The following is an 11,701-nucleotide window of genomic DNA, read 5'->3' on the forward strand; positions in this document are numbered from 1 at the left end:
ATTTAAAACACACTAGGAGGCATTTCACCTCCCGGGCTTTTATCCCTCCGTGTAACTCCTATTTAAGAGTCGGTAGCTCTCGGACCAGTCATCTTTATTAGATCGGAACCCTAGCCGCCTTTCGCAGTCTATCGAGGCAAAATGCCTCTCTAATATGTTTTGTTATGAACCATTATAAAAGAAAAAAATTCAAAGTTAAAGGGAGTTACTGTATATCTTTTATACAATTTAACTCTTAAGCCTTTATAACTAAAGTTTTAATTTATTTTAGCACTTAGACTTGACAAGTGCTAAATTTATTGCTATAATTTTTATAACTTATGTAAAGGAGTACTGTAATGAAAGATTTAAATAACAAGTCAAGCTATAAAAATTCAGAATCTATCATTAGTTACTACGTAAAAAATTTAAATGATGATATGAAAAAGTATTTAAAAAGAAGTTCTATTATAGATTTGATTACTAAATATGAGTTATATTACCATATCTCTTTAGGAAATTATGCTTTTGAAACTATTTTGGATTTAGAAGAGACTACAAAAAAACTTCAAGAACTTAATCTTTATGTTACACCTGACATGGCACTTTTTAATATATATAAAATAATTGAAGAAAAAATAGGTGAAAAAGATTTAGAAAAGAATCTTGAAGAATATATAAGAAAAAGAGCGGCATTACACGCTTTAAGTGATTTTGTAAGAGCAGATAAAGAGTTAGTCGGAGCAAAATATTATGAAAAAAGTAAAAAAGAGATTATTTTAAATGATAAATTCTTTAGTGAAAATATGAAAATCAATTTTGAATCAAACTACCAAAAAACTTATGAACACTATAGTATGTTAATAAACGATAAATTTGTAGAAAATATTCAAAATAGAATCTTGGAACAATAATAAAATCAAAGAGAGAGGTATTTTAAATATCACTCTCTTTTGCTAAATATTCATATAAATATAAATATTGTCTCAACTCTTTTGCACTTTGAAGTTTTAAACCGCTTTCAATCCATTTTTTAATCTCTTCGGGAATTTCAAGAGGTTTTAAAAGCTCTTCTTTTTTCTCTTTTGTAAGTTTTTTATGTTCATATAACAAAGTTAAATGAGAAAGTATAGAAGTTATTGCCAAAGCTCTAATTTCGGAAATCTCTTCCAAACTTTTGCCCTCATTTATAAGCTCTAAGGTATCTAAATATGTTTTTGTAAGTTTTTTTAAAGGTGTATGATTTTCTAACTCTTTGGAAAATTCCTCTTTTAATGCTTTTGACAACTCTAAAAATTCTTCACCGTATTTTTCAAATTTTACAAGCCCTACTCCGTTTATATCAATCATTTGCTCTTTTGTTACAGGAAGTTTTGAAGCAAACTCTTTTAAACTCTTATCTGAAAATACCATATAAGCAGGAACTTCAATATCTAAAGCTATTTTTCGTCTTAACTCTTTAAACCTTTCATACAACTGTTCATCAAAAGTCAGTTCTTCTTGCTCTTCTTCTACTTTTTTGGCAATTCCCAATTTATCGCTGTCTATAAAAAGTTTCTCTTCTGCTTTTAATATTTTAAAACCCAAATTTGTTATTTTTAAGGCTCTAAACTCCCCGAAACTCAAAGCTTTTATATCAATAAGTCTATCAACTATTGCTATCCACTCATTTTTGCTTTTATTAATTCCTATACCGTATACGCTTAATTTATCATGACCGAATTCTAAAAGCTTTTTGTTCTTTGAAGCTCTTAATATATCTATAATATGATTAAAGCCAAACCTTTGTTCACTTCTGTAAACTGCACTTAACAATTTTTGTGCATCTACGCTTACATCAATTTGTTCAACTTCACCTTTTGTACAATTATCACACAAAGTTTTACAATCATCAACCTTATCTTCGAAATATTCGGCAATAAGTCTATGCCGGCAACTGTTACTTACGCAATACCTGTACATAGCTTCTAGTTTTTCCAAACCTATTTGTTTGTAGGAGCTGTCTATTGCCTCTTGAATTTGTATTTTTCTTTTTACCTCATCTGATTTTGAGTATAAAAGATAAGTATAAGACATCTCACCGTCTCTTCCTGCTCTACCTATTTCCTGATAATAGTTTTCCAAAGTTTTCGGCAGGCTTGTATGAATTACAAATCTGATATTTGATTTATCTATACCCATTCCAAAAGCAATCGTTGCAACAACTATATCTATTTTTTCATATACAAAATCTTCAAATACCCGGTTTTTTACTTCACTGCTTAAACCTGCATGATAAGCTTTTGCACTAAAACCTTTTTCGCATAAAAAATCAGCCAGGCTCTCTGCTTCTTTTCTGGTAAACGTGTAAATAATTCCGCACAAATTTTTATGTTTTTTTAAAAAATTCAGAATTTGAGGTTTTCCGTTTGATATTCTGGGCTCAACTTTAATTTCAAGATTATCTCTGATAGTTTTTGCTCTGAAATGTTTTGCATTTTGAAGTTTTAAGCTTTGATCTATATCTGTTTCAACTCTTTTTGTAGCAGTTGCAGTAAAAGCGGCAATTGAAGTATTTGGGAAAAGTCTTTTTAAAATATTTAAATTTCTATATTCTGCTCTAAATTCATGTCCCCAACCGCTTACGCAGTGAGCTTCATCTATTACAAAATAGTTTATCTCTACTCTTTGTAAAACTCCTACAAACTCATTTGAAGTAAATCTTTCGGGAGCTACGTAAATAAATTTTAATTCACCCTTTAAAAGCATTTGCAGAGTTTGAGTATTCTCTTCATTGTTTGAAGCAGAACTTATCATTGCTGCATTTATGTTTAAATCATTTAAAGCTTTCACTTGATCTTGCATAAGTGCAATAAGAGGAGAAATAACAACCGTAATTCCACTCATAAGCAAAGCAGGAAGCTGATAACACAAAGACTTACCGCCGCCTGTCGGCAAAATAGTCAAAACATCCTGCTTTGATAAAATCGTATCTACAACATCCTCTTGAAAGCTTCTGAAACTTTCATGACCAAAAACATTTTTTAATACTTCAAATTTATTATTCATTAAAAGATAGTATCATAACTTGAATAAGTTAAGTGTAAAAATATAATTTTACCTATAATTTTTAAAATTATAATACTTCTTTTCTTTTATCTTATATAAGTTCAAAGGTTTTTAAAACTGTTCTTGTTCCGCCCGATGCAATTGACTGTTCTGCTCTAAAAGTAAGGTTAGAAATATCTTTTAACAAGCTATCTATCAAATCATCATAACTATGATTGGGATAATCGCTTTGCAAAGCAAGTTTATTAAAATCCGTATCTTTTATTCCTCTTTGACTCCACTGTTTTAAAGAGTTATGAGATATTGAATATGCAAAATTTTCAAGTCTGTTATCACTCTCTTTCGCATTTAAAACTACACCTTTGTTTATTTTTGAGTTTAGAACTTCAATAAACTCTTCATCCAAAGATTCCGAGTCAATGACAATAGGCATATCTTCAACCAAATCCAAATCCGAAAGTCGTGAAACTTTCAAAGCAATACAGTTTTTATCCATAAAATCTAAAAACTGTACAGGCAGAGAGTACTTAAACCTTCTAAATTTTTTGCACAACTCTAAAGTCTTTTCCAAAGCATCTTTTGAACTTGGGTTTATAACAAAATACTCTACTCTTGTATCTTCGATAAAATCGTCAAGTCCGTTTAGAAACTCTTTATCAATACCTGACAACTCAATATTCATATCTAAAATCATCTCACAGCCTTAATAAATTGATTAAACAATTTTCATGCAATTTTTATTCCAAGTATAAGAATATAAATCAAGAATTAAGACTTTTGATAAATTGGATAATTTTTTTCTTTTAGTAATTTTTATTAATATAAGTTTAATATTATTTCTATATACTTTCAATACAAAAAAAATAAATACTTAAAAAAGGAAATAAAATGTTAGTAACAAAAAAAGCTCCGGATTTCACAGCAACAGCTGTACTTGCAGACGGTCAAATCGTTGAGGATTTTAATTTATATAAAAATATCGGTAAAAAAGGTGCGGTACTTTTCTTCTGGCCTTTAGATTTTACTTTTGTTTGTCCTTCTGAAATTATTGCATTTTCAAAAAGAGTTGAAGAGTTTGAAGCAAGAGGAATCCAAGTAATCGGTTGTTCGATAGATTCAGAATTTTCTCACTTTGCTTGGAGAGAAACAGCAGTTGAAAACGGTGGTATAGGAAGAGTTAAATTCCCGATGGTAGCAGATATCACTAAACAAATTTCAAGAGATTACGATGTATTATTCGGAGATTCAGTTGCACTTAGAGGTTCATTCTTAATTGATAAAGACGGAACTGTAAGACATGCAGTTATCAATGACTTACCTTTAGGAAGAAATATTGATGAAATGATTAGAATGGTTGATACTATGTTATTTACAAATGAACACGGTGAAGTTTGTCCTGCTGGATGGAACAAAGGTGACGAAGGTATGAAAGATACTAAAGAAGGTGTTGCTTCATATCTTGCTAAACACGAAGCTGATTTATAAAAATAGATTTAAATCTAAAAGACAAGGGATTCCTTGTCTTTTTTAATCTATAGCCAACTTTATTCCCAAAGCTGCCAACAATGTCCCTGCCACTCTGTCTATATATTTTTTAAATCGTAAATAAACTTTTTGAGATTTTTTTGTTGATAATAAAACTACAACAATACAATACCAAGAGGCATCTATAAAAAAAGCAAGCAGACATAATAATATCTCCCCGTAATCAGGCATACTCTTAGGTAATAAAGCAGCAAAAATAGTTCCTAAGATAATTGCGGTTTTTGGATTGCTTATTTGGGTTATAAATCCAAATAATACTGCTTTGAAAAAACTTTTTGACTTTTTTTCTAACTTCATATCAAGAGACAAAGATTCAGCTGAATGTTTCCATATTTTATAAGCTAAATAAAGAAGATAAAGTCCACCTAAAACTTTAAAAACCTCATATAAAAAAGGAACAACTTTAAAAAGAGTATATAACCCAAGAATCGCTAGTAAAGTAAAAAACACGGCACCTAAACCCAATCCTACAGCTACACCGATTCCTTCTCTAAAAGGTTTGGAAACAGCAGTTTTTGCAACAAGAATAAAACTAGGACCCGGACTCATAGTTCCAAACATAAAAACAACGGCAATTGCCAATAAAAAAGAGTATTCACCCATAAAATAACCTTTGAAAAAAAGATTATACTGCAATTTCTATGATAAATTTGTAAAAAAAACTCTAAACCTATTATTTAAAATTTAATAGCCTTACTTATAAAATGTTATCATTTTAAATAAAAAATTTGATAAAGGAAATTAATGGCAAAAAAAATAAATCAAAAAATATATAAAATAAAAAAAGAATTAATTCTCCAAGAAGCAACTATAATATTTGAAGAAAAAGGGTATGAAAATATGAAAATCTCAACATTGGCTAAAACTGCCGGAGTTTCTCAAAGTACAATATACTCAATGTTTAAAAATAAAGAAAGACTTTATATAGAATATATAAAATATCAAATAAAAAAATTTTTAGAAGATTTAAATACTCGAATTATTCCAACACATACACCTTTTGATAAATTATATAATTTCACGGCATTAAAATTTGAATATTATATAAAAAAAGATAAAGCAATCGAATTTAATATAAAAAATAACCCCTTATTTTTCAATACTTTATATAAAGATTTTTCTAGTCCTTTTGAAGATGTATATAAATTTTTAATCAATACTTTTAAAGAAATTGATTCAAATCTCAATGATGAAAGAGCGACAAAATTAGCGTACTCTTTCAATGCTTTTAGTGATGGGTATATCGCACTTTGGCTGGAAAAACAAAATATTAATCTTTTAAATTTAACAGAAGAAATTTGTGAAAGTTTTTTTTCAATTACAAATTTTATAAAATAATTTCTTGGATACTTATTTTCATATATAGTAACTTAATTACTTTTTAAGTTTTTGATTACTAAAATTATTTAAATAATAATCTTAAGGATCATAAATGTCTGAAAAAATATTAGAAAAATTAAAAACAGATTTAGAAACAGCAAAAGAAACCAATGATTTGACACTAAGTAATATTGGACAAATTGTAAAAGAAGCTACGTCTAAAATTGTTCAAGAATTAAAATTCAATAAAGAGATGTCTGAAGATCTTGCCGATGATGTCATGTGCACCGTAACGGCTACCTTAAAAGAGTTAGGAGAAGATACAAAAGAAAATATTAAAGTGAGTAGTGAAGCAGTAATTGATGGAGTAAATGAAACCCTTAAAAAGCAATATCATGAAAAAAACCAAAAACTACAAGAGATACATAATACTTTATCAAAAGAGATAAAAAAAGATATGGCAGAAACTATCGATAATGTAGAAGAAGTCAGTGAATTATCCTTCGATGTTTTGAAAAAGGCAGTTAGCAATGCTATAAAAGCGGCTAAAGAAGTTTTAGAAGATAAAAAATAGTAAAATGATTAAAATATCTCAAGCTATTAATAATACAAAAAGATTTACACAAATTCTCAGTATTTTATCAAAAAATGGTTTTGATGATATTTTAAGAAAATTAGAAAAACAAGGAGATTTCCAAATCCCTGTTTTTCATTCAAAAAATAATTATTCTTTAAGTAAAAACCAAAGAATAAGATATACTATAGAAGAACTTGGTTCAACATATATAAAATTAGCACAAATGTTATCAACAAGACCTGATCTTATCTCTTTAGAACTTGCACAAGAGTTTGAAAAACTTCAAGATAAAGTTACCCCTGTTGATATAAAATTTATCACCCCGATTTTCAAAGAAGAGTTCGGCAAAGAACTTAATGAAATTTTTGCCCAGCCTTTGAAACTTTTAGCCACCGCTTCTATAGGACAAGTTTATAAGGGAAAACTTCTAAGCGGTGAAGAGGTGGTAGTAAAAGTTTTAAAACCCAATATAAAAGAGATAATTAAAGATGATTTAGAAATCTTAAAACAATTGGCTTTTCTTTTTGATGATTATTTTAAAAATTATGGAATACATTCTATTTATACTATCGTTAAAGAGTTTGAAAACAGTATAAAAAATGAATTGAATTTTAAACTTGAGGCTATGAATATAAATAGATTCAACTCTTTTTTTCAAAATGACAAAAGAATCAAAGTACCCAAAGTTTATAAAGAGTACTCAAGCAGCAAAATCATAACTATGGACTTTATCGAAGGGATAAAAGTTTCAAAAATAGAGCAACTTAAACAACAAAATATAGATACTAAAAATGTAGCAAAAAACGGTTTTGCTCTTCTTTGCGAACAAATATTTGAAAATAGATTTTTTCATGCAGATCCTCATCCCGGGAATATATTAGTAACTTATGATAATAAGATCTCATTTATCGATTTTGGAATTATGGGCACTATTACAAAAGAGGAACAAAAAGTTCTTATAGAACTTATCAGCAATATATCTTCAAAAGATAGTGAAAAAGTATGTTTATCTATTTTAAATATGACAAATCACCCTTTTGAACTAGAAATAAATGAATTTGTAAAAGATATGAGTGTTATCATCAATGGATATATGTATAGTGATTTAAAAGATATAAATATAAAAGATTTATTCAATGATGTTACTATTGTAATTGCTAAATACAATATATCTTTTAAAAATAGTTATTATCTTTTTTTTAAATCCTTATCTACTATAGAAGGGGTCGGTAGAATGTTGGATCCTGATTTTAATGCCGTAAAAAATATAAAACCGATAGTGATAAAATTTTACAAAAACCAGTTTTCAACAAAAAACTTATTTGAGAAAATAAAAAAGTTGCCAAAAGAGATGATTGAGTTTTTGGATTATACGCCCAAAGATTTAAAAGAGATTTTTAAACTTATGAAAAATGGAAAATTCAAGGTGGAACTTGAACATGCAGGTTTACAAAAAATGGAAGAATCCATAGAAAAATCTTTTAACCGCCTGACGGTTTCTATTATAATAGCTTCAATTCTTATCGGGTCATCTTTGCTTTTATTGGCAAAAACACCACCTTTGGTTTATGATATACCCTTATTCGGTATAGCAGGGTTTAGTACGGCGGTTATTATGGGACTTGTATTGGCATATTCAATTTATAAAGGGGGCAAGTTATAATTGTTGCTAAAAATAATATTTTTTGGGATATCAAAAGTTAATGAATTCGATTAAATGTTTATTAAAAAATACCCTTAAAAAAGGAAAATAGTGAGAAAAGATTCACTTTTTTATCAGCCGAGTATAAATGTCTTAAAGAAAAGTCCTCTATTTCAAGGTATTAATTCACAAAGGATGGAAGAGATTTTAAGCCATTTTACACCCTTGACTCTGCTTAAAAAAAATATTATACACCCTTGGCAGACAAAAGATTATTTATTTCTTATTATTAAAGGAAGAGTGAAAGTTTCACAGGTCAATTTAGAATCAGGGCGTGAATATCTTTTATATATTCTAAATGAGGGAGATGTTTTTGATATTATTTCTTTATTTGAGAAAAAAGAAAATGAAGTTATTATAGAAGCAATCGATGAACTTCAACTTTTAAAAACTTCTACAGATATTGCGCGAAATTGGCTTGATTTACATCCTGAATTTAATAAGAATTTTTTACCGTATTTGGGAACAAAAATGAGATTAATTGAAAATTCTGCTATAGATTTGACATTATATGATACGATGACAAGATTATCCAGATTGATTTTAAGATACGTAGATGAAAAAAATTGCAAAAAAAAGCAAGAATATGAGGTAACTTTGATAAATGACCTTTCCCATGAGAGTTTGGCCCAAATGATAGGTTCGGTACGAAAAGTTGTCAATTTACATATTCAAGAATTAAAAAAAGAGGGGATTATTAATTCTAAAAGGGGGAAGCTTTCTATTATAAATCTGCAAAAACTGACTGAAAAAGCTAAGCTTGAGAATATTTAGATGTTACATAAGTAACAGACATAAAGTTTTAAATTGGATAAATTATTTTGTCAAATGATTAAACTTTAAACAAGGATAAATAAAATGTTAGAAACAATGAAAAAAAAGATATCAGAGGATATCAAAAAGATAAAAGAAACTGGTGAAATAACGGCAGAAAAAATAAAATCAGTAGTTGAAAAAGCAGTTTTTGAAGCAGTTCAAAATACCAAAGATGGAGCTACGCAGATTAATACTATTGCCAAAGAAGCTGTAACTGTTACTGTAGAAGAGCTTAAAAATAACGGTATCGAAAAAAAAGAGCTTATAGAAGCTGCGGTAAATGGAACTATCGATGGTATAAGTAAAAAAAGTAAAAAAACTATTGATGAAATCGATATGGAGTTATTAAAAATAAAATATAAACTTCAAGAACAAAAAGAGAGTTTTGTTGCGGAATTAAAAGATGCGTTCGATGGGGCAAAAGAAGCAGCTTCTAATTTTTCGGAAGAAACAAAAGATGAGATAGAAGATTCAGTAACCCATGTCAAGTTAAAAAGTATTGAGATTTTAGGCTTGTTAGAAGAAACGCTCAAGCATAGTGTAAAAGCTATAATTGATGAAGGAAAAGATATCGAAGCAAAAGTTGCCCATCTTACAAAAGAAGCTACCGAAAATGCATTAAAAACAGGACAATTAAGTACGCAAAAAATCAAAGAAGTTACCCAAGCAGTAGTTGTAGCCGCTGCAGAAGCTGCACAAGAGGCTGAAAAAAGTGTAAAAGAAACAACTAAAGGTGCTGTTGAAGGGGCAAAAGAAGGTATTTTAAACAGTATTGAAGAAGCAAAAACAAAACTCTCCAAGAGTAAAGATGATGCAGAAGATTTTGTGGAAGAGAATGTGAAATATGCAATCGAAAACTTTGAAGCCATTGAAGATGCTTTTATCGAAGCACTTAGTAATGCAATAAATAAAGTGGAAGATAGTGCAAAAAGGGTAATTAAAGATACTATTGTAGATCTTAAAAAACATACTTCTCAATTAAAAAAAACAACTTCAGATGCAACGGAGACGGCTATTAATTATTTAAAAGAAAAAGGTTCACAAGCTGCTTATAGCACAAAAGAGAAAGTTTTGGATATTGCCGAAAATACCTACAGTGAGATAGAACTTTTATCGGAAAAAATGATTAAAGTTACTAAAGGTGCATTCTCGGGGATGATTAATGGTGCCCAAAAAGCGATGGAAAAAGAAGATGAAAAATAAAAGATTTTTCTACCATCTAGTAGATCATACAGTCATTATTTAGTGGCAACGACAATAGAAATATATGATTTGAATGATAGAATCGTGATGTTTTTTATTTTAATTTTGAATATAAATTTAATTTGTAAAGGTAGAGAGTTTTAAATGTTATTGTATAAAAAATTACTGTATATACTTAAGATAATAAGATTAAACCCCTTATATTTATCAGCCGCAAGAATTACCATCGGGTTTTTTATTATTATAGGAGTATGGACTTTTATAATAATGATCTATCATTCTAAACAAATATCAACGAGTATAGAAAATATTATAAATAAAGAATCGATGAAATATTCTAAGATTTTACAAAATGTAGATTTTAAAGTTCAAAATGAAGAGTATTGGAAGCTTATTGAAACTACTAAAACAGATTTAAAAAAGAATAATATTGTAGTACTAAACTTGTATGATGAAAATCAAAAGTTATTACTTTCAATAAATGATATTGCACCATTTAATCAAATAAATTCTATATTAGAACTAGATAATATCGCTTTAGATCAAGAGGGATATATGATAATACCTGTTGAGGAAAATTTGGTTTATTTAAGCTTTCATAAAAAACAACTTATTAATAATAAAATATACTATTCAAATATTTTGAAAGAACTTGATACCCAAACGGTAAATTTAGTACAAAAAGATATTTTTACAACAATAACGATTGTTTTTTTCAGTGTTAGTTTTGTATTTTTAGCTATCTTTCCTATTATTTTTAGCCAGTATAATGAATTGTTGGCTAAAAAAAATGAACTCTTAAAAAGTAATATCATATCAATAGTATCTTTAGGAAATGCAATTGCAAAAAGAGACAGTGATACAAATGAACATAACTATAGAGTTACTTATTACAGTATAAAAATAGCCGAAGAGTTGAATTTATCTAAAGAGCAAATTCAATCTTTAATAAAAGGTGCTTTTTTACATGATGTGGGGAAAATTGCAATTAGTGACAATATACTTTTAAAACCCGGTAAATTAACAAAAGAAGAGTTTGAAATTATGAAAACACATGTTATTCACGGTATTGAAATTGTAAAAGACGATATTTGGCTACGTGATGCAACAAAAGTGATACAAAACCACCATGAAAGAATTGACGGCAGCGGTTATCCAAACGGTTTGAAAGGAGGTGATATTCCAATTGAAGCTAGAGTTTTTATGGTTGCAGATGTATTTGATGCTTTAACTTCAAAAAGACCTTATAAAGAACCTTTCGATTTAGAAGAGAGTTTTTTTATAATACAAAATGAGACAAATAAACACTTTGACAAAGAAGTTGTTTCTGCTTTTAAAAAAATTTATAAAATTCTATATTATAATACAAAAAAAGCGACAGAAAAAGAATTAAAAAAAATTCTTAGTGAGAATGTTAATTATTATTTTGATGTAAAATTTACAGACTAATATAACTAATATGAGATAAAGAGAATATTTTGAAAATAAAAAATAATAAAATATAAAATTTA

The 11,701-nt window shown here is 28.2% G+C and carries 11 protein-coding genes and 1 riboswitch; of the genes, 8 read left to right on the forward strand and 3 right to left on the reverse strand.

All coding sequences use genetic code 11. The features are described from left to right. Positions 1-26 precede the first annotated feature (26 nt). Positions 27-125, reverse strand: a riboswitch (guanidine-I (ykkC/yxkD leader). Between the two features lie 213 nt (positions 126-338). Beyond that, positions 339-893, forward strand: a complete 555-nt coding sequence (locus AANAER_RS09910; RefSeq protein ID WP_129081081.1) for a hypothetical protein — start codon at positions 339-341, stop codon at positions 891-893. Between the two features lie 22 nt (positions 894-915). On the opposite strand, the gene recQ is transcribed toward AANAER_RS09910, so the two are convergent. Next, positions 916-3,027 carry a DNA helicase RecQ gene (recQ, locus tag AANAER_RS09915; protein ID WP_129081082.1) on the reverse strand — a complete coding sequence of 704 codons (2,112 nt, stop codon included), beginning with the start codon at positions 3,025-3,027 and terminating at the stop codon, positions 916-918. Between the two features lie 91 nt (positions 3,028-3,118). After that, entirely contained in the window at positions 3,119-3,721 is a 603-nt protein-coding gene (locus AANAER_RS09920; protein WP_129081083.1) for a hypothetical protein, read from the reverse strand. A 194-nt stretch (positions 3,722-3,915) separates the two neighbouring features. On the opposite strand from AANAER_RS09920, the gene AANAER_RS09925 reads away from it, so the two are divergent. Continuing rightward, positions 3,916-4,512, forward strand: coding sequence for a peroxiredoxin (locus AANAER_RS09925; RefSeq protein ID WP_044418131.1), 597 nt, complete (start codon positions 3,916-3,918; stop codon positions 4,510-4,512). A gap of 42 nt (positions 4,513-4,554) precedes the next feature. On the opposite strand, the gene AANAER_RS09930 is transcribed toward AANAER_RS09925, so the two are convergent. Then, on the reverse strand, positions 4,555-5,175 hold the full coding sequence (locus AANAER_RS09930; RefSeq protein ID WP_044418129.1) for a LysE family translocator: 621 nt from the start codon (positions 5,173-5,175) through the stop codon (positions 4,555-4,557). Positions 5,176-5,316: 141 nt separating this feature from the next. Between AANAER_RS09930 and AANAER_RS09935 the strand changes: the two genes are divergently transcribed. The 6 genes from AANAER_RS09935 to AANAER_RS09960 all read left to right on the forward strand — a co-directional run bounded on the left by AANAER_RS09935 (position 5,317) and on the right by AANAER_RS09960 (position 11,639). Continuing rightward, on the forward strand, positions 5,317-5,910 hold the full coding sequence (locus AANAER_RS09935) for a TetR/AcrR family transcriptional regulator (RefSeq protein WP_044418127.1): 594 nt from the start codon (positions 5,317-5,319) through the stop codon (positions 5,908-5,910). A 94-nt stretch (positions 5,911-6,004) separates the two neighbouring features. After that, on the forward strand, positions 6,005-6,466 hold the full coding sequence (locus AANAER_RS09940; RefSeq protein WP_129081084.1) for a hypothetical protein: 462 nt from the start codon (positions 6,005-6,007) through the stop codon (positions 6,464-6,466). 4 nt (positions 6,467-6,470) lie between these two features. Continuing rightward, positions 6,471-8,132: an ABC1 kinase family protein gene (locus tag AANAER_RS09945; protein WP_129081085.1), complete on the forward strand. Its 1,662-nt coding sequence runs from the start codon at positions 6,471-6,473 to the stop codon at positions 8,130-8,132. A gap of 90 nt (positions 8,133-8,222) precedes the next feature. Further along, the gene (locus tag AANAER_RS09950; RefSeq protein WP_129081086.1) at positions 8,223-8,945 is read left to right on the forward strand and encodes a Crp/Fnr family transcriptional regulator; all 723 of its coding nucleotides are present in this window, start codon (positions 8,223-8,225) and stop codon (positions 8,943-8,945) included. Between the two features lie 84 nt (positions 8,946-9,029). Further along, positions 9,030-10,190: a DUF6781 family protein gene (locus AANAER_RS09955; protein WP_129081087.1), complete on the forward strand. Its 1,161-nt coding sequence runs from the start codon at positions 9,030-9,032 to the stop codon at positions 10,188-10,190. 327 nt (positions 10,191-10,517) lie between these two features. Then, complete coding sequence (locus AANAER_RS09960) at positions 10,518-11,639, forward strand: HD-GYP domain-containing protein (RefSeq protein WP_206732527.1); 1,122 nt, start codon at positions 10,518-10,520, stop codon at positions 11,637-11,639. Positions 11,640-11,701: the final 62 nt, after the last annotated feature.

It is taken from the genome of Halarcobacter anaerophilus, assembly GCF_006459125.1.
Taxonomy (GTDB): Bacteria; Campylobacterota; Campylobacteria; order Campylobacterales; family Arcobacteraceae; genus Halarcobacter; species Halarcobacter anaerophilus.

Coding starts and splice junctions, on each gene's coding strand:
- AANAER_RS09935 (WP_044418127.1), top strand. CDS start 5,317: ATGGCAAAAAAAATAAATCAAAAAATATATAAAATAAAAAAAGAATTA.
- AANAER_RS09955 (WP_129081087.1), top strand. CDS start 9,030: ATGTTAGAAACAATGAAAAAAAAGATATCAGAGGATATCAAAAAGATA.
- AANAER_RS09945 (WP_129081085.1), top strand. CDS start 6,471: ATGATTAAAATATCTCAAGCTATTAATAATACAAAAAGATTTACACAA.
- recQ (WP_129081082.1), bottom strand. CDS start 3,027: ATGAATAATAAATTTGAAGTATTAAAAAATGTTTTTGGTCATGAAAGT.
- AANAER_RS09940 (WP_129081084.1), top strand. CDS start 6,005: ATGTCTGAAAAAATATTAGAAAAATTAAAAACAGATTTAGAAACAGCA.
- AANAER_RS09925 (WP_044418131.1), top strand. CDS start 3,916: ATGTTAGTAACAAAAAAAGCTCCGGATTTCACAGCAACAGCTGTACTT.
- AANAER_RS09960 (WP_206732527.1), top strand. CDS start 10,518: ATGAAATATTCTAAGATTTTACAAAATGTAGATTTTAAAGTTCAAAAT.
- AANAER_RS09910 (WP_129081081.1), top strand. CDS start 339: ATGAAAGATTTAAATAACAAGTCAAGCTATAAAAATTCAGAATCTATC.
- AANAER_RS09920 (WP_129081083.1), bottom strand. CDS start 3,721: ATGATTTTAGATATGAATATTGAGTTGTCAGGTATTGATAAAGAGTTT.
- AANAER_RS09930 (WP_044418129.1), bottom strand. CDS start 5,175: ATGGGTGAATACTCTTTTTTATTGGCAATTGCCGTTGTTTTTATGTTT.